The sequence below is a fragment of the Mesorhizobium sp. BH1-1-5 genome (genome assembly GCF_020165615.1).
Taxonomy (GTDB): domain Bacteria; phylum Pseudomonadota; class Alphaproteobacteria; order Rhizobiales; family Rhizobiaceae; genus Mesorhizobium.
The window spans coordinates 25,571-49,505 of the sequence record NZ_JAIUIM010000038.1 but is presented as its reverse complement, the minus strand read 5'-3'; the positions used below and the strand labels follow the sequence as shown (position 1 = coordinate 49,505).

At 64.8% G+C, this 23,935-nt stretch carries 22 protein-coding genes; 6 read left to right on the top strand and 16 right to left on the bottom strand.

Annotated features, from left to right (window positions below):
- Window positions 1-165 precede the first annotated feature (165 nt).
- Window positions 166-924 carry a heme ABC transporter permease gene (locus LB572_RS31940; protein WP_224670596.1) on the top strand — a complete coding sequence of 253 codons (759 nt, stop codon included), beginning with the start codon at window positions 166-168 and terminating at the stop codon, window positions 922-924.
- A gap of 38 nt (window positions 925-962) precedes the next feature.
- Here the strand turns inward: LB572_RS31940 and LB572_RS31935 are convergent, their stop codons facing one another.
- Window positions 963-2,021: a D-TA family PLP-dependent enzyme gene (locus tag LB572_RS31935; protein ID WP_224670595.1), complete on the bottom strand. Its 1,059-nt coding sequence runs from the start codon at window positions 2,019-2,021 to the stop codon at window positions 963-965.
- Window positions 2,022-2,212: 191 nt separating this feature from the next.
- Between LB572_RS31935 and LB572_RS31930 the strand changes: the two genes are divergently transcribed.
- Window positions 2,213-2,899, top strand: a complete 687-nt coding sequence (locus tag LB572_RS31930; protein WP_140801282.1) for a D-lyxose/D-mannose family sugar isomerase — start codon at window positions 2,213-2,215, stop codon at window positions 2,897-2,899.
- Window positions 2,900-2,913: 14 nt separating this feature from the next.
- On the opposite strand, the gene LB572_RS31925 is transcribed toward LB572_RS31930, so the two are convergent.
- From LB572_RS31925 to LB572_RS31900, 6 genes are read right to left on the bottom strand one after another with little or no spacing between them, the layout of a single operon-like run.
- Window positions 2,914-3,792 (bottom strand): RDD family protein, encoded by an 879-nt coding sequence (locus LB572_RS31925; RefSeq protein WP_224670594.1) that lies wholly within the window; start codon window positions 3,790-3,792, stop codon window positions 2,914-2,916.
- Entirely contained in the window at window positions 3,779-4,795 is a 1,017-nt protein-coding gene (locus LB572_RS31920; protein WP_224670593.1) for a stage II sporulation protein M, read from the bottom strand. The genes LB572_RS31925 and LB572_RS31920 overlap by 14 nt, the downstream gene beginning before the upstream one ends.
- Window positions 4,792-6,096: a DUF58 domain-containing protein gene (locus tag LB572_RS31915; RefSeq protein WP_224670592.1), complete on the bottom strand. Its 1,305-nt coding sequence runs from the start codon at window positions 6,094-6,096 to the stop codon at window positions 4,792-4,794. The genes LB572_RS31920 and LB572_RS31915 overlap by 4 nt, the downstream gene beginning before the upstream one ends.
- Entirely contained in the window at window positions 6,093-7,049 is a 957-nt protein-coding gene (locus LB572_RS31910) for an AAA family ATPase (RefSeq protein WP_224670591.1), read from the bottom strand. Before LB572_RS31910 ends, LB572_RS31915 begins: the two co-directional genes overlap by 4 nt.
- The gene (locus tag LB572_RS31905) at window positions 7,036-8,250 is read right to left on the bottom strand and encodes a DUF4350 domain-containing protein (protein WP_224670590.1); all 1,215 of its coding nucleotides are present in this window, start codon (window positions 8,248-8,250) and stop codon (window positions 7,036-7,038) included. The genes LB572_RS31910 and LB572_RS31905 overlap by 14 nt, the downstream gene beginning before the upstream one ends.
- Window positions 8,247-8,873 carry a DUF4129 domain-containing protein gene (locus LB572_RS31900; RefSeq protein ID WP_224670589.1) on the bottom strand — a complete coding sequence of 209 codons (627 nt, stop codon included), beginning with the start codon at window positions 8,871-8,873 and terminating at the stop codon, window positions 8,247-8,249. The genes LB572_RS31905 and LB572_RS31900 overlap by 4 nt, the downstream gene beginning before the upstream one ends.
- Before the next feature lie 149 nt (window positions 8,874-9,022).
- Between LB572_RS31900 and LB572_RS31895 the strand changes: the two genes are divergently transcribed.
- Together LB572_RS31895 and LB572_RS31890 are read left to right on the top strand one after the other, a co-directional pair.
- Window positions 9,023-9,805 carry a hypothetical protein gene (locus LB572_RS31895; RefSeq protein ID WP_224670588.1) on the top strand — a complete coding sequence of 261 codons (783 nt, stop codon included), beginning with the start codon at window positions 9,023-9,025 and terminating at the stop codon, window positions 9,803-9,805.
- Window positions 9,806-9,870: 65 nt separating this feature from the next.
- Window positions 9,871-10,686 (top strand): hypothetical protein, encoded by an 816-nt coding sequence (locus LB572_RS31890; RefSeq protein WP_224670587.1) that lies wholly within the window; start codon window positions 9,871-9,873, stop codon window positions 10,684-10,686.
- A gap of 46 nt (window positions 10,687-10,732) precedes the next feature.
- Here the strand turns inward: LB572_RS31890 and LB572_RS31885 are convergent, their stop codons facing one another.
- The 7 genes from LB572_RS31885 to LB572_RS31855 form a co-directional block, all read right to left on the bottom strand.
- The gene (locus LB572_RS31885; RefSeq protein WP_224670586.1) at window positions 10,733-12,418 is read right to left on the bottom strand and encodes a tetratricopeptide repeat protein; all 1,686 of its coding nucleotides are present in this window, start codon (window positions 12,416-12,418) and stop codon (window positions 10,733-10,735) included.
- A 131-nt stretch (window positions 12,419-12,549) separates the two neighbouring features.
- On the bottom strand, window positions 12,550-14,190 hold the full coding sequence (locus LB572_RS31880) for an ABC transporter substrate-binding protein (protein WP_224670585.1): 1,641 nt from the start codon (window positions 14,188-14,190) through the stop codon (window positions 12,550-12,552).
- A gap of 547 nt (window positions 14,191-14,737) precedes the next feature.
- Window positions 14,738-15,709, bottom strand: coding sequence for an alpha/beta hydrolase (locus LB572_RS31875; RefSeq protein WP_224670584.1), 972 nt, complete (start codon window positions 15,707-15,709; stop codon window positions 14,738-14,740).
- 5 nt (window positions 15,710-15,714) lie between these two features.
- Complete coding sequence (locus LB572_RS31870) at window positions 15,715-16,392, bottom strand: isochorismatase family protein (protein WP_224670583.1); 678 nt, start codon at window positions 16,390-16,392, stop codon at window positions 15,715-15,717.
- A 27-nt stretch (window positions 16,393-16,419) separates the two neighbouring features.
- Complete coding sequence (locus tag LB572_RS31865) at window positions 16,420-17,718, bottom strand: M24 family metallopeptidase (protein WP_224670582.1); 1,299 nt, start codon at window positions 17,716-17,718, stop codon at window positions 16,420-16,422.
- Between the two features lie 292 nt (window positions 17,719-18,010).
- On the bottom strand, window positions 18,011-18,988 hold the full coding sequence (locus LB572_RS31860) for a GlxA family transcriptional regulator (RefSeq protein ID WP_224670581.1): 978 nt from the start codon (window positions 18,986-18,988) through the stop codon (window positions 18,011-18,013).
- Window positions 18,985-19,413 carry an NUDIX hydrolase gene (locus tag LB572_RS31855; protein WP_224670580.1) on the bottom strand — a complete coding sequence of 143 codons (429 nt, stop codon included), beginning with the start codon at window positions 19,411-19,413 and terminating at the stop codon, window positions 18,985-18,987. The genes LB572_RS31860 and LB572_RS31855 overlap by 4 nt, the downstream gene beginning before the upstream one ends.
- Window positions 19,414-19,503: 90 nt before the next feature.
- Between LB572_RS31855 and LB572_RS31850 the strand changes: the two genes are divergently transcribed.
- On the top strand, window positions 19,504-20,013 hold the full coding sequence (locus LB572_RS31850; protein WP_140801297.1) for a GAF domain-containing protein: 510 nt from the start codon (window positions 19,504-19,506) through the stop codon (window positions 20,011-20,013).
- Window positions 20,014-20,038: 25 nt separating this feature from the next.
- Here LB572_RS31850 and LB572_RS31845 read toward each other — a convergent pair whose 3' ends face one another.
- Both LB572_RS31845 and betI read right to left on the bottom strand, forming a co-directional pair.
- Window positions 20,039-21,100, bottom strand: a complete 1,062-nt coding sequence (locus LB572_RS31845; protein ID WP_412033614.1) for a YeiH family protein — start codon at window positions 21,098-21,100, stop codon at window positions 20,039-20,041.
- Between the two features lie 125 nt (window positions 21,101-21,225).
- A complete protein-coding gene (betI, locus tag LB572_RS31840; RefSeq protein WP_140801298.1) occupies window positions 21,226-21,816 on the bottom strand; it encodes a transcriptional regulator BetI in 591 nt (196 codons plus the stop codon).
- 76 nt (window positions 21,817-21,892) lie between these two features.
- Between betI and LB572_RS31835 the strand changes: the two genes are divergently transcribed.
- Entirely contained in the window at window positions 21,893-23,917 is a 2,025-nt protein-coding gene (locus tag LB572_RS31835) for a CocE/NonD family hydrolase (RefSeq protein ID WP_224670579.1), read from the top strand.
- Window positions 23,918-23,935 lie beyond the last annotated feature (18 nt).

Below are 23,935 nucleotides of genomic sequence, written 5' to 3'. Positions count from 1 at the left end.
GCCGATCCACCCCGGCCGAGTCCCCGCTGCTCCGCAGCGTCCCGGCGTTCGCCGGCCTTTCATCGTGCCACTGGCACGATGAATTCGCTACGCGAACCGGCTGCTCACCCCACAAGGGGAGAAGGGGAATTGCCCCCGGCACACTGCCGGTCTATTTAGGTCGGCATGAGCGACACCACCTCACGCTTGAGCGCCTGGGCCGATCTCGCCAACCCGACGCGTTTCGTCGGGCTGGCCGACAAGGTCATTCCATGGCTGGCGCTCGTTGCGGCGATCCTGCTTGGCGTCGGCCTCTATATGAGCTTCACCGCGCCGGAGGATTTCCAGCAGGGCATCACGGTGCGCATCATGTATATCCACGTGCCTTTCGCCTGGCTCGCCATGATGTGCTACACGATCATGGCGATCGCGGCGCTCGGCACGCTGGTCTGGCGCCATCCTCTGGCCGATGTGGCGCTGAAATCGGCGGCCCCGATCGGCGCCACCTTCACGGCGCTGGCGCTGATCACCGGCTCCATCTGGGGCAAGCCGATGTGGGGCACCTGGTGGGTATGGGACGCCCGGCTGACCTCGGTCTTCGTGCTATTCCTGATGTATCTCGGCATCATCGCGCTGACCCGCGCGCTGGACGATGCCGGCCGCGCCGCCTGGGCCGCCGCCATCATCACGCTGGTCGGCTTCATCAACATCCCGATCATCAAATTCTCGGTCGACTGGTGGAACACGCTGCACCAGCCGGCCTCGGTCTTCCGCCTCGGCGGCCCGACCATCGACCCATCGATGCTGTGGCCGCTGGCCGTGATGGCGCTGGGCTTCACGTTGCTGTTCTTCGCGCTGCACCTGATGGCGATGCGCACGGAGATTTTCCGGCGCCGGGTGACGGCGATGCGCCGGGTTGCGGCACGGCAGGCGGAGCGGGTTTAGCCTTCTCCCACAAGAAGGGGAGAAGGGAAATGCGCTGCTCACCCCATCCGCCCCCTTGCCGCCACCGGCAGCGTTTCCAGCACCTTGTCGCCTTCGATCAGATGCACCTGGTCGAACAAATTCGTCACCACGCAGCAATGATCGGGCACGACGCGTACGCGCTCGCCGATGCGCAGCTTGGCGCCGTCGGCAAGCGTGACGTTGCCGTGCTCTTCGCTCAAGCCCGTGACCCGCGCACCGGGCACGCCGAGCAACTCGCCGAACTCCGGCAGGCCGAGCGTATCGGAGGACAGCGCCTTGCTGCCGCTGTCGAGGATGGCGCGGGTCGCCGTCGGGTGGCTGACCACCGTGGCGAGCACCGTCAGCGCGCAGTCGTCCAGCGTGCCGACGCCTTTGGCGACCTGGTAGCGGTCGAGATAGATATAGGTACCGGGCCGGTATTCGGTGACGATGCTGTCCTCGCCGGAGCGCCACATGTCTGGCGTGCCGCCGCTGGAGACGCGTTCGCATTCGAGCCCCGCCGCCGCAAGCGCGCCGCGCGCGGTCTTCAGCCAGGCGTCCGCTTCGGCGGCGCGCCCCGCCGCCGGATAGGTCATCAATCCGCCGAAGGCGAGACCCTTGGCTTTGTCGATCACTTTCGCCAGCGCCAGCGCTTCGTCCGCGCTCTGCACGCCGCAGCGGCCCATGCCGGTGTCGCACTCGATCAACACCTGCAGCGGATGGCCGGCGTCGGTGAAGGTGGCGGCCAGCCCTTCCAGCGTCTCATAGCTGTCCGCCGTCACCGATAGCGTGACGCGCCCGTGCAGCGCCTTCAGCCGCTCCAGCTTGGCGCGGCCAAGGATGTTGTAGGGGAGAAAAATGTCGGTCAGCCCGGCATCGGCCATCACCTCGGCCTCGCCGATCTTCTGGCAGGTGATGCCGACGGCGCCGGCGGCGACCTGCTTCTTTGCCCAGTAGGGCAGCTTGTGCGTCTTGATGTGCGGCCTGAGCTTCAACCCATGCGCGTCGGCATGTGCCTGCGCCTTCTTGATGTTGGCTTCGGCGCGGGCCGCATCGATCAGGATCGCCGGCGTGTCGAGGTCGTCTATGCTTGGCATGGGATCACCGTCCAAAGCATGCCTGCCGATTCCGGCACAAGGACATGCGTTTCAAAAAACCGACTGGGTTTATGGCCCCGATCCGGGCGGATGTCACGGTCCAGAGCCGCCGGTTTGCGTCGACAGCGGACCGGCATTGGGCTATTCGGAGGGACAGATTTCAGCAGGCAGCGGCCGGAAGGAACGGAACCATGAAGCGCTCCAAGATCAACGACATCATCCGCGAAGCCGACGCCTTCATCCGCTCCTTCGGCTATATCATGCCGCCGTTCGCCTATTGGTCGCCCGAAGAGATGAAGGCGCACAAGGCCGACTCCTCCGCCGTCTTCACCTCGCGCCTCGGCTGGGACATCACCGATTACGGCCAGGAGAAGTTCGACGAGCTCGGCCTGTTCCTGTTCACCGTGCGCAACGGCCGCTACGAGGACATGAAGCTCGGCATGGGCATGCTCTATGCCGAGAAGATCATGATCTCGCGCAAGGACCAGCTCTCGCCCATGCACCGCCACAACATCAAGGCCGAGGACATCATCAACCGCGGCGGCGGCAAGCTGGTGCTGGAACTGTTCATGCACGACCGTGACGGCGGCATCGACCCGAAGGCCGAAGTCTCGGTGCCGGTCGACGGCACCATCACCAGATTGCCGGCGGGCGGGCTGCTGAAGCTCGATCCAGGCCAGAGCGTGACGCTGCTGCCCGGCGTCTGGCACGCCTTCTGGGCCGAAGGCAAGGATGTGCTGATCGGCGAGGTCTCGACGGTCAATGACGATCTCACGGACAACGTCTTCCGCGAGCCGATCGGCCGCTTCTCCAACATCGATGAGGACGTCGCGCCGCTGCATCTGCTGGTGTCGGACTATGAGAAGTGGGTGGGATAGGCGGGGACGCTTCGTTACCGCGCATACTTGTCCGCCTTGCGGTTCCCGAGCAGCAGCTTGCGTTCCAGATGCGCGCGAAGCTCGCCATAATAAGCGGTGAGAAAAGCCTTTGAATCGATCGGCTCGACTCTGGCGCCGATCTTGCGGGCGATGGTTTCCGCCACTGCCCTGAGCGCGGAATAATCGTCGCGGCGCAGCACTTCCTCGAGCTTCTGCAGCTCAGCGATGCCGTAGGCGTCGAGCTGCGCCGGGCTGAACTGGAACCGCGCCGCGACCGGATCCTTGCGCAACGAAAGATCCTCGACCAGCGCCACTTTCGGCGCTTCGACCACCCAGGTGCCGGCGAGCAGGTCGCCGATCCTCAACCGGTCGCGGTTGAACAGCGGGAACAGCGAGAACAGCAGCGCCCAGACAAGCCCGAAGATGGTCGTCAGCGTGTCGGCGACATCGGCGCTGGCGCGGGCGGCGAGGATCGACAGCGGGAGAAAGACTTCGATCTCGCGCATCAGGTTGCGCGCGATGACCTGGTCGAGCGTGAGGCCGGCGCCGCTGCGCGACGCGACCCTTATGCCAACCATGCGCTTGCCTGGCGTGGCTGCCCGCCGTCCCGCTTCGTAGGCGATGAAATAGACGTTGCGCAGGAAGAAGATGAAGATGACCCAGACGATGAAAAGCGGCTGCGCGTCCTGGAAGCCGAGGCCGGCCAGGCCGAAGATTATCACCAGCGAGACGACCACGGCCGCAGTGACGATGATCACCACGTCGAGCAGGAAGCCCGAGGCGCGGGTGCCGGCATCGGCCAGCTTGACCCTGAGGTCGACGCCTTCCGGCGTGACCAGCGGACGGATCAGCGCTGCCGGGTCCTTGACCTTCGCTGTCCTAGCGGTCGCCATGCCGCACCATCCGGAACAGGTAGAAATAACAGAGCCACAAGGCCAGCATGCCGCCGCCGATCGAATAGCGGGCGATGTCGCTGGTGATCGTCTGCCGGCCGATGCCTTCGAGCAGCCCGGCAAAAAGCAGCATCACCGTGACGCCGATCATGGCGGTCGCCGCGACGCGTCCGGCCCGGGCGGCGGCGGCCATGCGGGTCAGCTCGCCGGGAAAGGCGATGCTGGTGCCGATGCGCATGCCGGCGGCACCCGCAATCGCAATGGCGAACAGTTCCGTCGTGCCATGGATCGAAAGCCAGCCGCCGAGCTCGAAGCCCAGCCCCTTGGCTGCATAGATCTGGAAAATGGCGCCGAGCATGCAGCCATTCATCAGGATGATCAGCACGCTCGGCACGGCGAAGGCGAACCCCAGCGCGAAGGCCAGGATCGAGACCTGCGTGTTGTGCGTGAAGAGATAGGCGGCAAATCCCGACAGAAAATGATCGCCACCGCCGTAAAGCACGCTGCGCAGCGTCTCGGCCGACGAATCCGGATTGCGCCCGCCCGCCAGGCTGGGCGCGATGATGGCGTCGTACCAGCGCTTGTCGGTGGCGACCAGCCAATAGCCGGCGATCGCGCCGATCACCGTCAACCCGACCGATGTCCATACCTCGCGCCAAAGGTCGCGGATCGCCGCGGGCCAGTCATGCAGGAAGAAGTCGCCGATGCGCGTTCTCAAGCTCCGCCGCGCGCCGTAGAGATAGAAATAGCCGCGCAGGCAGAGCGCCTCGAGATAGGCGATCAGCGCGCTGTCGAGCGAGGTGGCGCGCGCCACCGACAGCGAGGACAGCGCCGAGCGGTAGAGCAGCGGCAGCGATAGCAGTTCGTCTTCCGACAGCGCGCGCGGCGCGCGCTTTTCAACGCGCGCCAGCAGTGCCTCGAACGCTTTCCAGTCGGCCTCGCGTTCCTGGCGGAAGCTTGCCAGCGACTGGCGAACCGCGTCGGTGCCGGCGGACGGCGTCATAAGAGGTTCTCCTCCTTGAGCTGGATATAGCGCTCGACCAGCGCCGGGCCGAGCCGCTGATGGTCGGCCTCGATGACATGCGCGCCGAGCAGCCTGAGCCTGCCGATCACCACCTGCCGTTGCCGCAGGAGGTCGCCGGCGGTGACGGAGCGGGCGACATCCTCGGGCGCCGCCGGCGCCATGTCGGCGAGCGTTTCAAGCTCCACATCCTTCATCAGCATGAACAGCACCAGGTGCCGCTCGGTCAGCCGGCCGACGGTGCGCAGCATCAGCTCGGCGCTGATCGGGTCGACGAAATCGGTGAAGACGATGACCAGCGAGCGCCGGTCGAGTTTGGCCGAAAGCGTGGTCAGCGCGAGAGTAAAATTGGTCTCCTCGGTCGAATAGTCGATCTCGGCGGCGCGCTTCTGGATTATGGTGAAGCTCGCCGAGCCGCGCACCGCGCCGCTGGAGACGCGCGGCCTCGCGTCGAAGGAAAACAGGCTGACGAGGTCGCCGCCCTTGAGCGCGATGAAGGCCGACAGAAGGGCGGCCGTCACCGCGCGGTCGACTTTCGGCACGCCGTCGACCGGCTCGCACATCAGGCGGCCGCTATCGATGGCCAGAACGATGTTGTTGTTCTCCTCGATGCGGAATTCCCGCGCCAGAAGCTTGCCGTGGCGGGCGCTGCGCTTCCAGTCGATCATGCGCCGGCCCATGCCGGGCTGGTAGTCCTTCAGCGCCTCGAACTCGCGGCCCTGTCCGGCGCGCTTCTGCGCATGGCCGTCGGCAAGGGCCGAGCGCTGCAGAAGCGTGATCGCCTCGTCGCGCGCGCTGTTGACGTTGGGCAGCACCGCAACCTTGCGGTCGACCGGCAATATGACCTGGTTCCACACCAGGCCGAACGGGCCTTGCCAGCGCAGCCACAGCCGGTCGAAACTGGCGATGCCGCGGCGGATCGCCTCGAATTCGAGGTCGAGTGTGCCGCCATTGGCTGGCAGCGCGCCGCCGGTGCCCGCCACCGGCTGCAGCCGCTGGTCGTGCCCGACACGCGCCTGCAGGCGCCGCAGCCTTGCGCCGAGGCCGGCTGCGATGTGCAGCGTGAAGCGTCCGCCGACGCCCACCTGCGGCGGCGCCGTCAGCGTGGCATTGAGCGAGGCGCGGCCTCTGCCCGCGGCCGCATCCACCGCCAGGAAGGCGAGAAGCACGCAGATCCACAACAGGCCGAGATACCAGACATGCGGCAAAACGAGCGCGATCAGGAAGGCGGGGATCGCCCCCGCCGCCGCTGCCCAGACCGCTCGCCCGCTCGGATAGATCAACGCGGCGCTTCCGTGTGGTCGACAAGGTCGGAGACGATCTGCTCGACCAGCCGCCCGTCGATCTGCGCCGCCGGCGAAAGCACGACCCGGTGGCGCAGCGCAGGCACGGCCAAAGCCTTGACGTCGTCCGGGATGACGTAGTTGCGGCCGTCGAGCGCCGCCCTGGCGCGCGCGGCCCTCGCCAGCATGGCGCCCGCGCGCGGGCTGGCGCCGACTTCGAGGTCGGGGCTCTCGCGCGTGCCGCGAACAAGGGCCGCGATATAGCCGACGACATCGTCGACCAGCGTGACGTCGCCGACCGTCGCGACAGCCGCTTCGAGCGTCTTGCGGTCGGTCCGCGTCTTGATGCCGTATTGCTCGATGTCGTGCGAGGCCGAGCCGCCGCCGTGATGGACGATGATGGCGCGCTCTTCCGCGGGATCCGGATAGCTCACCCGATGCTTGAACAGGAAGCGGTCGAGTTGCGCCTCGGGCAGGGGGTAGACGCCCTGATGCTCGATCGGGTTCTGCGTTGCCACCACCATGAAGTTCCGGCCGAGCGAATGCGTGGTGCCGTCGAAGGTGACGGCGTGCTCCTGCATGGCCTCGAGCAGGGCGGCTTGCGTCTTCGGCGGCGTGCGGTTGATTTCGTCGGCTAGCAGCAGATCGCAGAAGATCGGACCGCGCGTCAGCGTGAACTGCCCGGTCTGGAAATTGTAGATGTTGGAGCCGACGATATCGCCGGGCATCAGGTCGGGCGTGAACTGGATACGCCCATAGGCGACGCCTAGCGCCTGCGCGAAGCAGCGCGCCGTCATCGTCTTTGCGGTGCCCGGCGGGCCTTCCAGCAGGATATGCCCGCCGGCAAACAGCGCCGTCAGCATCAGGTCGACCGTGTCGCGCTGTCCGGTGATCGCTTTCGCGACTTCTTCCCTGATCGCGTTTGCCAGGGCCTTCACTTCATCGACGTTCACCGAGCCTCCTTGCCGTCCAGTCATGCAGCTGTTCGGCTGCCTCATGCATTGCGGCCAGATTGTTGGATTCGTTCGCAGCCGTGAAGCGCCGGGTGAAGCCCTGCGCCTCGCTCTTGTCGCGGGAATCGAGCCAGCGGTCGAGCGCTTCGCCCTGCAATCCATGCGGGGCGCCAAGCAGCGCGGCGGCGCGCTGCCGCACCAGCGCCGCGTATCGGTCGCCGAGCCCCTGCAGCCGCCCGGCGCGCCTCAACAGCATCGCCGTGGTGTCGACCAGTGCCCGCTTGCCCAAGGCGATGGCACGGCCCTCCGCCCGTGGCGGCCCGAACCGGCCGAGCCCATGCAGGAAGGCGAGCGCGGCCGCCACCAGCACCGACAGCGTCAACGCCAGGAAGGGCGGCTCGATCAGAAGCTTGGCGAGGTCATAGTTCTGGCCGATGCCGTGCAGCGTCAGGTCGAACATGACGGCGCCCTTGGCGGGCTCGATCATGGCGATCATGTCGAGAGCGGCGACCGCCATCCGCTCGTCGTTCAGCGCGAAGTTGTTGATGAAATCGGGGTCGGTGAGGATGTAGAAGGGTTCGTTGTCGAGCTCGGTCAGGATAGCCCTGCCGTCGCCCGCCGCGATCAGCGGATGGTCATCCGCCACCCATTGCAGCTCGTCCGGCGCGGTCACCATGCGGCCGGCAATATTGATCTGCGAGAGTGTGTTCTTTGCCTCGCCGAGCTTTGCCTTGGCGATGCGGCCGAGCCAGTCGTTGACGACCGCATTGGGCAGCCGCTCCACCTTTGTCTCCCAGCCTTGATGGTCCAGCAAGGGAAACGTCCGCCATTTCGGCAGGACGAAAAGCGTGTCCTTGCCCGAGCGCAGCTTGATGAGGCGATCGAGCGCGGCCGGATCGCTGTCGGGCGCGATGGTGACGACGAGCAGGAAAGTCGATGCCAGCGGGGACGCAAGGTCCTTCTCGCCACGCTCCATCGGCGGCGCCTGTCCGTTGGTCAGCTTCAGCCATTCCACAAGCCCGGCATAGCCGGTGCCGCCTTTCGAAAGCGGCGTGGCGCCGCCTTCGGGCGCTCGGAAATCCGGGGCATAGGTGGACAGCAGGAAAAACCCGGCTGCCGCCAGCAGACTGGCGAAAATGCCCCAGAACAGGGTTTTGCGGCTGAACGGGGCCTCGTCTGCCTCGGCTGGTTGCTCGCTCATGCCCAGGCATCCTGGAAAGCGAAACGCTCATAGGCGCCGCGCGCCTGCCGCCAGCCTTCGGCACCGACGGGTCGGCGGGCAAACAAGGCTGCCTCGACGATCCGGGCGATCTCGCTGAAGGCGGTGCGGGGCCGGGTGGGGATCGAGCCCGCGGCCGCGATATCGCGAGCGGTGAGCGATGGGCGCAGGAAGTCCGGCAGCCGCGTGGCGATGTCGGCGACGCTGCGGCGCAACAGAAGATGCACCGCCTCGTCATATTCGCCGCGCGCGGCAAGCGCATCGGCCTCTGAGAGCAGGACCTGGGCCGCACCGGCATCCGGGCGCCATTCCTCCTTCGCCTCTGCCTCATCGCGCTTGCGCCACAAGGGCAGCCGCCAGGCGACACCCTTCGCTTCAAGGAGGATCAGGAAGAGGATGATCGCGACGCCGATGAAAACCGCGCCCCAGAACATATAGACCATGTAAGGGACGAACTTGGCCAGGAATTCCAGCAGCGGTCTCAACCACTCCGGTGGTTCGGTGCGCACATAGGTCGGCAGCCCGAACTGGATCGAATCGTCGGCCAGCAGCTGCTTGTGCAACTGCGCCAGCCGTCCGGCCTCTTCCGTCCCTGCGGCTGTCACCCGCTCGTTCCCCCTGCAACCTGCGGTTCGGGGCCGACACTGGCAATCCGCCATGACAATTGCAAGCGCACTGGACGTAACCCCTCAATCTTGGCAAATTTACTTTGAAGTCACCGATTGGCTGCGGCGGTGACTCGGGGGAAATTATCATGACCACTGCGACAATGGGACGACCCGGCAGGTTCGAGATCGGCAGGGTGTTCAGCAACACCTTCGGCGTGATTGGCCGAAACATCGGACTTTGCGTGGGGTTGGCGGCTTTATTTGCGGGCCTGCCGGCATTGCTCGTCAGGCTGTGGACCCAGCCGCAGATCGACGCCATGATGCACCGCGACCCCGCCGCCATGGCCGACCCAGGCGCCATGTTTCGCAATTCCTATATCACCATCATCGCCGGGCTGATCTCGTTCGTATGCGCGCTGCTGCTCCAGTCGGCGCTCGTGCGGGCGACCATCGAGGACCTCAACGGCAAGCGGCCGTCCTTCGGCGACTGTATCCAGATTGCGATCCGCTTTCTGCTGCCGACGCTGGCCATCGGCCTTCTTGTCGGCCTCGGCGCGGGCATCGGCCTTGTCCTGTTGATCGTGCCCGGCATCATCCTCTGGCTCGGCTGGTCGATGTCGGTGCCGGTCCTCATCCAGGAGCGGCGGGGCGTGTTCGGCTCGATGTCGCGCAGCCGGGCCCTGATCAAGGGCAGCCGCTGGGCGCTTTTCGGTCTGTTCCTCATTCTCATCATCATCGCGATGATCATCCAGTGGGGGATATTGCTGGTTCTCGTGCTGTTCGGCGGCATCATCGCCGAGATCGGAGCCGCGCTGGTGCAGACCGTCGTGTCGATGGTGCTGTCGATCGCCACGGCGGTGAGCTATGTCGAACTACGCCAGGCGAAGGAAGGTGCAAGCATCGACGAACTGGCGGAGATCTTCTCGTAGACCGTAAGGATCGACTTCAAAGCACGGGCAGTCCTGGCGCAGCCGGAGGATTCCGGCTGGGCAGGGTGGTCAGCGATACGCCTTCTTTCATTGGCCGCAATCTTGCCCTCACGCTGGCGGTCGCCGCATTCTTTTTCGGTTTGCCGTCGGTTTTAAGCAGCCTGTTGACCTTCGCTTATCGGGAGAGGGCGGCGTATCTGGTCGGCGGCGGCGACGCCGAACCCCTGTCCGTTGCGGTCTATGTGGGCTTCTTGCTATTTGCCGGGCTCCTGGGCGCGCTGCCGGGCTTCCTGGGCCATGCGGTGCTATCGGGAGCCGTCATGGACGGCGGCAATGGCCGACGCCCGTCGATCGGCAGCAATGTAGGAGCGGCCTTCCGCCGGGCCGCCAGCGTGCTCGGCATAGGCTTCACGATCTACCTGGTGTGGTTCTTCGCGCAGCAGGCGATGATCGGCGCCGAATTGCTCTTTCCATCTTTCGGCGGCGGAGTGGCGTTCGTGCTGCTGATCGTGCCGAGTATCGTGTGGGCGTTGAGTGCCGTGGCGGCTATCCCCGTGGCGATGCGCGAAGGACTTGGAGCGATGGCTTCGATGGCGCGCAGCCGTGCCCTAACCAAAGGATACCGCTGGCCGATATTCGGCCTGTTCCTGATAGTCCTGGCGCTGATGTTCTTGATGCGGGTGGCCATGGCTTTTGGAGTTAGATTTGCCGCTAACGCTGTTCCTTCGGCCTCTGTCTTGATCATCGGCACAATTCCAAGCTTCATTGACTCGGCGATTGTTTGGACAGTGGCGTCAATCGCCATGACGACCGCCTACGTCGAGCTTCGGCGAGTCAAGGAAGGCACCGGCGTCGACGAACTGGCGGAGATATTCTCGTAAGGAACGCCGCGCCGCTGCGCTCGATCGAGGGCGCTGACCCCCTGCCTCAGTGGCAACAGCAGTGGTCCGGCTCCACGCTCGTCCGGCATAAGCACGACGAGGTGATCGCCACATCAGCCTTGGCCACCGCCGCAGTTAACTTCGCCCGCAACTCCGGCAGCTCTTCTCTCTCATCGCGTCGCTTCAGGCATTCGACCAGCCCATGCAGCGCCCAGACATTGTCCGGATGCTGGGTGCAGCGCTGCACGGCGCCGCTCAAGCCCAGATCGTCGCGATAGACCTGTTCGGCCTCGTCCGCGTGGCCCCGGTCGAGCAGAAGCGCGGCCAGCGCGTGGCGCGGCGGGTGCATCCAGGCCCATGGCTCGGTGTAGGAGAGATTGTCATCGAGCTCGACCGCGCGACGCAGATGCTCGTAGGCCTCATCATGCCGGCCTTGGTGGTAGGCGATCTCGCCATCGAGCAGCGCCGCGCCCACGGCGAGCGAGGCTTTTGTCGGGTTGCTGAGGAATCGGCGTTCGGGCGGAATGCTTTCGATTTGCCGGCTAAACAAATCGCGTTCGCGCTCAGCGGAGCCGAAGTCGCGCAGCGTCGCATGCGCCACGCCCTTGGCGTAATGCTGCAACGCAGTGGTCACCACATAAAGGTCGGGCTCGCTATTCATCGGCTCGTCGATGATCTCGCGCCAGCGCCCGAAGCGCACCTGCACATGCGATTTCATGGCGTAGTAACCCTCGACCGTCTGCGTCAGCTTGGGCCGTTCGGGGATGCTGACGACATCGCGTGTCACCAGGCTGCGCACCTTGTCCGCCGCCCACAGCGCCGGACGATACTGGCCGAGCAACATGCAGGTGAACATCATCAGGTGCAGGTCGTGGCAGCAGCCGAGCAGGTAATAGGTCGGCTCGCCGGCATAGGCGAGGTAGAGGTCGTTGGCGCGCACCGCCTTCTCGCTGGCGAACTTTGCCTTCTCATACTCGCCGCAGAGCACGTAGATGTGCCCCGGCATGTGGTTCATATGGCCGGCATCCGGGCACATCGTGCCCAGCCGCTCCGCCGAGCGCATGCCGCGCTCGGGCTGCGTCGACATTTCGAGCAGATGGATGTGGAGATGCAGTGCCGCCGGGTGCGGTTCGATGCCTGCCTCGTCCGAGAGCCGGATCGAGCGCTCGCAGATATCCAGCGCCTCGAGCACATCGGAATTCGGCGCCGGCGCACCGTTCCGGAGGTTCCACAGGCGCCGCACCGTGCGCATCATCAGCGCCTCGACGGTCAGCGCCATCACATCATGGTCGTCGGGGAAATCGCGATAAACCTGGCGCATCGCGGCGGCATAGGCGTCGTCCCATTTCTCGAATTCCGCGGCGCTCACGCCATGCGGCTGCTGGAAGCGGGCGGCCAGCGCCTCGATCAGCCGCTGCTCGACAGGGCTCGCGCTCGCCGCATTGGCTTGCGCCAGCCGCACATGCTCGAAGCAGCGCCTGGCGACATGGTCGGCCTCGGCCTTGCCATGTTCCTTCCAGGTCAAATTGTAGAAAGGCCCGGCGGCATAGGCGATGCCCCAATGCACGAAGGCGCAAGCTGGATCGCTCCCCAGCGCCTTCTCGAAGCACTTTATCCCTTCCTCGTGGTTGAAGCCGTAGCACCAGTTCAGCCCGATATCGAACCAGCGCTGCGTCTCGGCCGAGGCTGTCGAGATGGGGCGGCGATAGGTGCCGAGGTCGAAGTGATCCATGCCTTGCTATTTCTCGCATTCCGCGCCGGCGAGCCGGCCGGCGCAATCTGAGCTGAAAGGCAATCGCTTGGCAAACGGCAAACGGCCGGCACGGCCTTGAACACCGCGCCGGCCGTCCGGTCCCGGGAGGATCAGGATTCCAGCCAGACTTTCTCGAAATGCTGCTCGAGCGCCTGATGCTGTTCGCAGCCCTGCACGCCCTTGCGATAGGTGCGGTAGACCGAGCGCCAGTAGGGCTGGATGATGACGCCGGAGTCGCGCAAATTGGTCTCGATCTTGGTCATGATCTCCTTGCGCTTGGCGGCGTCCGGCGTGGCAAGCGCCTTGTCGAGAAGCTCGTCGAACTCCTTGTTCGAATAGGCGCTTTCGTTCCAGGCGCCACCCGATTTGTAGGCCAGCGCCAGCACCTGCACGCCGAGCGGGCGGCCGAGCCACTCGGTGCAGGAATAGGGGAACTTGCTCCAGTCGTTCCAGAAGGTCGCGGCCGGCAGCACGGTGCGCTTGATCTTGAAGCCCGCCTCGCGGATCTGCGCCGCGATCGCGTCGGCGGTGTTCTTTTGCCATTCGATGTCGACCGAGATCAGCTCGTATTCGTGATCGGCCTTGCCGGCTTCCGAAATCAGCTTCTTCGCCTGATCGTCGTCGCGCTTGGCTGGGCCGATATCGGCGAATTCCGGATGCATTGGGCCGACATGGTGGTTGTCGGCGGGTTTTCCGCGCCCGTCGAGGCCGAGCTTCAGCACGGCCGCATTGTCGACGGCGAGCTGGGCCGCGCGGCGCACCTTGACGTCGTTATAGGGCGCGTTGGAGACATTGAAGCGCGCGACGATGGTCGAGCCGGTCGCGATCTCCGAGTTCTGCAAGCCCATCTGCTCGGTCTGCGACACCGCATCCGAGGTGGTCTCATGGTCGGTGTCGATCTCGCCGGATTCGAAGGCCGACAGCATGGCGTTGGGATCGGAGCCGTAATCGACCCATTTGATGCCGTCGAGATAGAACTCGCCCTTCCACCACGGCTTATCCTTGCGCTTCACCTCCGCACCCGTCTCGGCATCCCAGCTCACCAGCTCGCAAGGGCCGGTGGTGATCGCCAAAGCCTTCTTCGGATCGGCATCGCCCTCATAGGAGCGGTGCATGATCAGCGCTGGATAGTCGGCCATGCCGGCGATCAGCGAGATGTCGGGCTTCGGCAGGTTGATCTTGACGGTGTAGTCGTCGACCTTCTGGATGCCGCCGTCAACCGGCTTCTTGGTGTCGGCATTGACCAGCGCGCCCATACGCGCCGCGACCGAATTGCCGGCGACCGAGGCGTCGCACCAGCGGTTGAGGTTGTGGATCACGTCGTCGGCGTTGAAAATGTCGCCGTTCGACCAGGTGATGCCCTTGCGCACGTGAAGCGTGATCGTCTTGGCGTCGTCGCTAGTTTCCCAGCTTTCCAGCAGCCAGGGTTCGAAAGAGAAGTCGGTTTTCCAACGCACCAGATATTCGTTGCATTGGCGCGCGACATTCGACATCTCGACGCCGTCGAAGGTGCGCGGGTCTTTAAAACCCTTGACGTTCATCGCCACACGCAGCACGCCGCCCTTTTTCGGTTCTGCGGCGCGCGCAGGCGAGGGGGCTATCCCGCCCAGCGCCATCGCGCCGGCGGCGCTGACGCCAAAGCCGGCCATCAGCGCCAGATATTCGCGCCGGCTGATCGCGCCCTTTTTGAAATCGTCGGCGATCGGCTTGGCGCGCGGGTGCAGTTTTCTGTCGGTCAGCATGAATTTCATCGTCGTTCCCTCTGTTGTTGGGCGCCCCGGGATCGCCAGGCGCGGGGGCGGATGCGACCGCCGGGGCGCCGTTGCCTGCTGAGGGATGATAGGTCCGCTTATCGTAGCGAAGTGGTCGGGTTTCCGCAGTTCTTGTGCGCTGTTCCGCAGGGCGTGGACGCGATCATCAAGCGATCAGATATGTTGTCTCGGTCCGCTGCACTTTACGGCTGATGTCACGGCATGGATCCTCGGGTCTGCGCGTCGCTTCGCTCCTTGCTCCGCCCGTGGATGACGAACGGAAGGGCGATTTACGCCAACCTCCACATGACGCGACGGCATGCCTTATGCCGAATGGAAGGCGCGCAACCGGACCGAGGCGTCGGAAGCCAAGAAGGGGGAACATGGGGCAAAAGCGGACGAAGGATCACTAGCGACGCCGAACGCTTTCGCGACTTCGTTATTCTAGGGCGGAGCAGGAGCGAAGCTCCGTCGCGAAGACCCTAGAATCCATTCCGTGACGTTGAAGCGCTATCGCGGTGCAGAAACTGGATACTGTAGAAACACTTTAGTCTGGCCACTCGCCCCGTCCGAGCGCGTCGATATCCGCAACAATCCGCCCAAACGCCTCCGCCGCGCGCGGCACCGTCGGGCGTGCCCGAAGAAAACTGTGTACCAGCCGCTTCTCCTCGCGCCACCACGCTTGCCCGCCGGCGGCAACAATCCGTTCGCGATAGGCCTCGCCATCCGACGACAGCGGATCGCATTCGGCGGTGACGATGATCGTCGGCGGCAGGCCTGAAAAGTCACGATCCTTGAGCGGCGAGAAGGTTGGGTCGTCCGCTGACTGTCCAGGCGCGGACCGGACACGCCGATAGAAGTCGATGTCGGCGAGCGTCAGCAGCGGCGCCTCGGCATGCTCGACATAGGAGCGGCCGTTTTCGTCTCCTCCCAGGCCGGGATAGATCAGCACCTGGCCGATCGCATGCCGGGGGTGATGCCGCGTCCCCTGCGCCACCGCGGCTGCGAGATTGCCGCCGGCGCTCTCGCCGCAAAGCACGATCGGCAGCGTGCAGGTCGCGGCGACCCATTCGAACACGGCAAAAGCATCGTCGAAAGAGGCCGGATGGAGATGCTCCGGCGCCAGCCGATAGTCGGCCGAGACCACCTCGAAACCGGTGCCGGCGCAGATTTCCGCGCAGATATCGTCGTGGCTGTCGAGGTCACCGAGCACAAAGCCGCCGCCGTGACAATAAACGACAACCGCCGCCGCGATCCCGTTTGCCATGCGGTAGCGTCGGACCGGGATCGCATGGGCGGCGGTGGCGACGACGCCATCGCTGGTCGTAACGCCTTCCGGATGGCCTTGATGAAACGCGACGCACATTTTGTCGTACACGGCGCGCTGCTCGGCGATTGGGGCAGCGACGATCTGTGGCGGGTACCAGCTGTTGACCTTGTCGATATAGTCCCAGAGCTCCGGATCGAGCCGGTCGGCGTATTTGCCGCGGCCCGCCGGATCGGTCGGATTGCTGGCCACTGCGGTTAGAGCTCTGCGTAGAGCCGCGCCGCGTTCTCGAAGGTGAAGCGCAACGACACCGAGCCCTCGACCCGCCAGACATTGACCGTATCGCCGGCCATCAGCCGGCAGGCGTCGAGCGTGTTGGTGACGGCGCCGCCATAGAGGCGGTTGGCAAGGTTGAGGATGCCGGTCTGGTGCATGGCGGCACTCGCGCTGCCGCAGGCGTCCTTGACCAGCAGCACGCGAAAACCACGCGCTATCGCGTCCTTCACCGTGGCGTCGATGCAGGCCTCGGTCCAGACGCCGGCGATGACCAGCCATTCGATGCCGGCCGCCTTGAGCTTGTCGCCGAAATCGTTCTTGCCGAAGGCGCTGGCTTCCTGCTTGACCAGCGTGGCCTCGCCGTTTTGCGGCGCGACCTCATGGCAGATCGCGGTCAGCGGATCGTCCTTGTCGGAAAAGGCCGACTTGCCGCTTTCGTCCACCGGGTGGAAAGGCCGCGCCGCGGCGAGATCGACGATGTAGGCCCAGTGATGGAGCGGCACGAAATTGCGCCGCGCCGCCTCCTGCAGGCGCTGGACGTTGGCGAGGATGTCGGCAAACCCCTCGACCAGATAGCGTTTGTCCTTGCGATGCTCCTCCTGGAGATCGATGAACACCGTGGCGACAGTGCCGCGTCGGATGGAGATGGGCGTTTTCATGTAGATATTGCTGTCGATGCGTAGGCGCTACTTGTCAAGAAACTCGTCCTCATATGGAAAACGCGAGAGCAATTCGGTGCCGGTCTCGGTAATGAGGATCTCGTCCTCCAGCTTGACGCCTTCGCGGCCGCCCTTCTCGCCGATATAGCTTTCCACACTCACCACCATGCCTGGCACGATGATGCCGTCGCGGCCATAGGTCTCATAGTCCATCGCATGCGCGATGAACGGCGTCTCGCCATGCATGCCGACGCCGTGCATGACCGACGTGTAGCGCTGGTCGACGAAGCGGTCCGGGATCTTCCACGCCTTCTCGGCGATCTCGCGGAACGCCATGCCGGGCTTCACGATGCCGATATTGTGCTGCACCTGGTCATGCGCCATGCGGTAGAGCGACTTCTGGTAGGGTGTCGGCTTGCCGGGTCCGCAGCGGAAGGTACGCGAGAAGTCGGAATAATAGCCGTAGCAGCCGATCGTGTCGGTATCGAGCGCCAACAATTCGCCCGGCCTGATCTTGCGGCCGCTTGCCTCGTTGAACCACGGATTGGTGCGCTGTCCCGACGTCAGCAGGCGGGTCTCGATGAACTCGCCGCCCTGGCGGATGACCTCGCCATACATGATGGCGAACAGCTCGTTCTCGGAAACGCCGGGCTTGATCGCCTCGCGCACCGCCGCCACCGCGGCTTCTGCGCCCGCCATCGACGCCAGCAGGCATTTCACCTCCTCAGGCGTCTTCACCGCGCGCACCGCCAGGATTTCACCCTGGCAATCGCGAACCTCGCAGCCGCGCTTTTCCAAGGCCAGCGCCTGCAGGTGGCTGCAGCGGTCGAGGCCGAGCTTCATCGAGCCGCCGCCATGCTTCTTCAGCAGCTCGGCGATCTCGTCGGCGAACGGTCCGGCCGTCTCGTCGTCGCGGCCCGAGACCGACGACCAGACCAGCTTCGATGGCCGCGCCTCGTCGATCGTGTCGAGCACCATCGAGACATGGTAGCTCTGCGGATATTCGAACAGCACGATCGACCCGTCGGTCGGGATGAAGAAGTAGCGGGTCGAGTTGCGCAGGAAATAGCCGAACATGTTGCGCGAGCCGGTGGCGTAGCGCTGGTTGTATGGATCGAACAGCACGATGCCGCCATAGCCCACCTCGCGCATCCAGGCGCGCAGCTTGGCCAGCCGCCCCTTGCGCAGCGCGTCGGCGTCGATGAAGGACGGTTCGGTGTCGGAGAGCCACATGCCGCCGGCAGGGTCGGCCGCGGCCGGGTGGCGCATGCGGTCCTTGAAATCCACATCCTCGGTGCTGTCGGGATCGAATACGACGATGCTCATGGGAAAGTCTCCTGTTCTCGCGAACATAGCCGGGCAGGGTTTTGAGCTTGTGCGGCATTCCGCAAATGTCGTGCCAGATGCCGCAGAGATGTCGGCGGGACAGCACCCCTCTCTGTCCTGCCGGACATCTCCCCCGCAAGGGGAGAGATTGGATGTCGCCGTCGCTTTCGCCAATCGCAGACTTTGCAAAAAGAACGCCGTCGGCGGAACTGCTGATCTTCCCCTTTGCGGGGCAGATGGCCGGCAGGCCAGAGGGGGTGTGAAGGAACTCGGCGTAATAGTGATAGGCGCACTAATGCCTACGCATCGCCTTCGGCGCGTGCCCATGCTCCTCGCGAAACGCCCTTGCGAAACTCGACATCGAGGCAAACCCGCAAGCCAAAGCCACATCGCGCACCATCAGCGTCGAATGCGCCAGCAAATCGGCGGCGCGCTTCAACCTGAGCCGCCGGTAATAGCCATTGGGCGAGGTATCCAGCTCGGCGCGGAAACTGCGCTCGAGCTTGTCGGCCGACACGCCGAGCCGTCCCGCCAGCTCGGCCATGCCAAGCCTTTCCTCGACCGCATCCTCCATGATGGCGATGGCCGACAGCACCAGCTCGTTCTGGACGCCGGTGCGCAGCCTGAGCGGCATCAGCTTGCGGTCGACGCTGGACCGCAAGGGAGAGTGCACGAACCATTCGGCGACACTCGCCGCGATCTCGGCGCCACAGTCCTGCGTGATGATTTCCAGCATCATGTCGAGGCTGCCGACGCCGCCGGCCGAAGTGAAACGCTTGCGGTCGATGACGAAGAGATCGCGTCGAAGCTCGATATCCGGAAAAGCCTCGGTGAAGGCGGCTTGGCTCGTCCAGTGCAAGGTGCAGGCATGCCCGTCGAGCAACCCCGCGCGGGCGAGGAAAAAGGCGGCGTCGGCGACCGCGCCGATATACGCGCCGCCGCGCAGGCTTTTGCGGATCCAGTTCATCGCCTCGTCGGCCACGACATGGTCGGCATCGCCGCCCGAGCAGACGACGATGCGGTCGACCTTCGGCGCGTCCGCCGCGGAAAAGCCGGGCTGGATGACGACGCCGTTCGAAGCTTCGACCGTGCCGGGATCGGCGCCGACGATCACCCAGCGATAGCAATCGCGCTTGGCGAGAATATTGACGGCGCGCAGCGGCTCGATGACGGAAGAGAAAGCCATCATCGGAAAGCCGGGAAAAACGAGCACCGCGAAGGTGAGAGGGGCGCCGCCCGCCGCCTGTTTTGCCTGGCCGCGCGAACTCATGGCCGGCGGCCGTAGCGCGGCAGCACGATATCGGCGGTGAGCGGCGCCAGCTCCATGCCGCTTGCCAGTTCCGGCTTCAACCAGATCATCTCCTCGATCTCGGCCGCCGGGACCGGCTCGCCGGTGATGGAGAGTTCGAACAGTTCGGCCTCGACGCGGGCATCCGGCTCATTGGCGGCTGGCGCCGAGAAGGAGCCGAGATGGAAGGCTGTGGCCGGATCGACGGCAACGCCCAGCTCCTCGCGCAATTCGCGCGCAAGAGCGGCGGCCGGCAACTCACCCGGCTCGATCTTGCCGCCCGCCTGCATGAAGGTGCTGGTGCCGCGTTTGCGCACCAGAAGCAGCCTGCCGCCGTCGTCGCGGATGACAGCGGCTGCGATGCGGATCGTCCTCGCCCTTGGTGTTCCGGAATGGTTGGAGGTCAAGATAGGCTGTTTCCCGGCGGCGGTTTTGGTGGCAGAGAGAGGTGAACTGTAGCTGGCCGCGCGGCCGGCTTGCAACGGAGAGATCAAGCGATGTTCGCGGCAACGGCAATCGACACAAGCAACAAGCCGGCCTTCTACAAGGAGTTGGCCACGCAATTGAAAGCGCTGCTGGAAGGCGAGGGCGATTCCATCGCCAATGCGGCCAACACGGCGGCGCTGATCTACCAGATGGTGCCCGACCTCAACTGGGCCGGCTTCTATTTCCTCGCCTCCGAGGACGAGCTGGTGCTCGGACCCTTCCAGGGTAAGCCGGCCTGCGTTCGCATTGCCGTCGGCAAGGGCGTCTGCGGCAAGGCCATCGAGCTCGACATGTCTATGCTGGTCAAGGACGTCAACGACTTTCCCGGCCACATCGCCTGCGACGCCGATTCGCGGTCCGAGCTGGTCGTGCTTCTGCGCGATGCCGAGGGCGCGTTCGGCGTGCTCGACCTTGACAGTCCGCTGCCCGGCCGCTTCGACAAGGAAGACCAGGCAGGCATCGAGAAGCTCGCCGCGATCTATGTCGCGGCGTGCGAGTTCGAGGATGATGGCGAGGACTGAGAGGTGAGGCCGGTCTCGGCCTGCCTCAGACGAGCTTCACCAGTGTCAGGCTGAAAGCCGCGATGAAGACGAAGGCCGAGAAGGCAAGCATCAGCGGGCGCAGGCCGCGCGAGCGCAGCTGTGAGATGTCGGCGTGAAGGCCCATGGCGGCGAGCCCCATGGTCAGCATGATCTGTGCTGCGAGGGCAATCGCCGAATGGATCTGCACCGGGATATCGACCAGGCTGTTCACCGCCACGACCGCGACGAAAGCCGCGACGAACCAGGGCATCGGCGGCTTTGCGCCGGAAGCGTCGGTGCTGCCGCGCCGCGCCATGACGCCGAGCGCGATGACCATGGGCGCCAGCATCGCGACGCGTGTCAGCTTGGCGACGGTCGCCGTCTCGCCGGCAAAAGTGCCGTTCTGGAAGCCGGCGCCGATGACCTGCGCCACCTCGTGGATCGAGGCTCCCGCCCAGAGACCGAACCCGTGCTGGTCGAGCCCCAGGACGGGCGCCAGCAGCGGGAAGCCGAGCATGGCGACGGTGCCGAACAGCGTGATCGCGGCAACGGCATAGGTGACATCCTCGTCGCGCGCGTCGGTGACGATGTTGGTGGCGACGATTGCCGAAGCGCCGCAGATGGAGGTGCCGGCGGCGATCAGCTGCGCGAGCTTGCGGTCGACGCCGATCAGCCGGCCGAGCGTGACGGTGAACAGGAAGGTGGCGCCGAGCGTGGCCGCGACGATGCCTACCCCGCCAAGACCGATGCCCGCCACCTGGCCGAGCGTCAGCTGGAAGCCGAGCAGCACGATGGCGAAGCGCAGCAGGCGCTTTTGCGAAAAGGCGATGCCGGCCTTGGCATGGGCGGGCAGGCCGAGCACGTTGGAATAAGTCATGCCGGCGACGACGGCCAGAATCATCGGGCTGAACAGAGTGAGGCCGGAGAAGCCGCGCGCAGAATAGGCGACGCTGGTGATCATCGCCACGAGCACCAGTCCCGGCAAAATGCCGGCCGAGATAGCAGTTAGGGCGGGGCCTTTGCGCCCGGTCGTGGCCGGGGTCAGGCCATTTGGAAGATCGTTCGCGGTGGCGGGCAGGAAGGACAATTCAATTCTCCAGGCGCTTTCGCCGCCGGAATGCCATTCCAGAACCAATCCTTCCAACGAATTATTCGAGTTACAATGATCGATTTTTACGAACGATTGATCTTGTACCGATCAGATGTTCGAGCTTACGCCTCGATGCCGGGTATCTGCAGGCAGACATAGCGCCAGCAGATCCTGCGTGCCCGTTCCAGGTCCTCTTCCTCATACTCGCCCGCATTCTGCCAGAAGAAGCCATCGATGAGGGCCGCGATGCCGTCGACGATATCGTCGACCTGATCCGCCGGAACCAGCCTCCTGACGGCATAGCGGATGTTGGAGACGAAGCGCGCGCCGGTCAGGTGGTAAAGGTGCTTGATGCGCGGTTCAGTCTGAGCGGCGATCATGAATTGCATCCACATCGCTGCCCGCTTGGGCGCTCCGAGATGTCGCGGCGCGAACGATCCGTCGACAATCGCCCTCAGCCGCTGGGCGGGCGTCGGATTGGCAGGCGCCAATCGCATGATGTCCTGGCGAAACAGGTTCGACAGGCTGCGCATGGCGAGCGCGATAAGCTCTTCCTTGCTGTCGAAATAGTGGTTGACCAATCCTGCCGACATGCCGGCACGCCGGGCGATCACGGCCATCGTGGCGCCGGGCATGCCTTCCTCGGAGATGACGGCGATCGCGGCGTCCATCAGCTCGTCGCGCCGCATCGCCTTGATGGATCGTTTTGCCATTGCATTGCCTCTGCGTTGGTATATTGATTAGCTATTCAATATATTATATCATCATTTAATCCAAGCCGGAGTCCTCATGCCCAGCGTCGCCATTTCCGGGGTCAGAACGGTCGAAACCCATTGGATTCCGCTAAGCGACGGCCGCAAGCTGGCCGCCCGCCTGTTTCTGCCGGAAGACGCCGAGAAAAACCCCGTCCCGGTAATCCTCGAATACATACCGTATCGCCGCCGCGACGGCACGCGCACCGGCGACGAGGAGATGCATCTTTTCTTTGCCGGTCATGGTTACGCCAGCGCCCGCGTCGACATCGCCGGCATGGGCGATTCCGACGGTTTGCTGGACGACGAATACGTCCGGCGCGAGCAGGACGATGCGCTGGAGATCCTCGACAACCTGTGTTCCCAGCCTTGGTGCAGCGGCGTCGCCGGCATGATCGGCAACAGCTGGGGCGGCTTCAGCGGCCTGCAGGTCGCGGCGCGCCGTCCGCCGCAATTGAAGGCGATCGTCACGTCCTGCTCCACCGACGACCGCTACGCCTGCGACGCCCACTACAATGGCGGCCTGCTGATCAACGACAATTTCGGCTGGGGCGGAGCGCTGTTCGGCTATTCGGCGCTGCCGCCCGATCCCGCCGTCGTCGGCGAGGATCGCTGGCGCGAAATGTGGAAGAGCCGGCTCGACGACCACAAGAACCACGCGGCCGAATGGCTGAAGCACCAGCGTCGCGACGCGTTCTGGAAACAGGGTTCTGTCTGCGAGGATTTCTCCGCCATCGAATGCGCCGTGCTCGCGGTCGGCGGCTATCTCGACGGCTACACCCAGACGATCTTCAACCTGGTCGAAAATCTCGAGGCGCCCGCCAAGGGCCTATGCGGCCCCTGGGGCCATAAGGAGCCGAACTATGGCGTTCCGGGGCCTGCCGTCGGCTATCTGCAGGAATGCCTCCGCTGGTACGATCACTGGCTGAAAGGCATCGACAACGGTGTCGACAGCGATCCCGACATGCGGCTCTACCTGATGGACTACGCCAGGCCACATTCGCATATGGATTTCCGGTCGGGGCGGTGGCTGGGCCTGCCGCAATGGCCGGCGAAGCAGATCGGCGTCCGGACTTTCTGGCTGAACGGCGACGGCAGGCTCGCCGAGGCGCCTGATGCCGGCGGCATCAAGCCGGTGATCTCGTCGCCGCTGACGACGGGCGTGCAGGGGCAAGAATGGTGCCCTTACGGCCAGGGTCGCATCTCCGCTGAAGGTGCGCGCGACCAGCGCGCCGACGATGGCGGTTCGCTTTGCTTCGACAGCGCCATGATGGACACCGATCTGCCGCTGACCGGCGTCTCGAAGATCAGGCTGCGCGTTGCCGCCGACAAGCCGCAGGCGCAGGTCTGCGTCCGGCTGACCGATCTGGCGCCCGACGGAACTTCGTCCTTCGTCACCTTCGCGCTGCTCAACCTCACGCATCGCGACAGCCACGAATTCCCGGCGCCGCTGACGCCGGGCCGCTTCGAAGAGGTCGAACTGTCCCTCAAGCCGGTGGCGCAGGTTATTCCCGCCGGTCACAGGCTGCGCGTGGCGATCTCTTCGTCCTATTGGCCGATGGCATGGCCGTCGCCGGAGCGCACCATCCTGACCTTCGATCCGTCAGGCTGTCGGCTCGACCTCGCGGTGCTGGCCAGCGAGGAGGGACTGGTCCCGGTGGCCTTCGCGGAGCCGCTTTGGGCCGAGCCCGGACCGGTGACGGTCAAGGAGCCGGCGCGCCAGTTGCGCTCGCTGACCACCGATCTGCCGACAGAACACACCGAACTGACCGCGATGTCGGATGACGGGCGTTTCATCCTGGAGGATACCGGCACCGAGATCACGTCATGGCGCCGCAAGGTGTACGGTGTCTCCGGCGACGATCCGGCGAGCTGCGCCACCACCGTGACGTGCCACGAGGAATTCACCCGGCCTGACTGGAACGCGCGCGTCGATTGCGAAATCAGCTTCAGCTGCGACCGCGACAATTTCTATGCTCGCGGCTGGGTCAAAGCCTATGAACGGGGAGCGATCTTCGCCGAACGGAACTATGACGAGGTCATTCCACGCGACTGCATGTGATCGACAGGCATATAACCA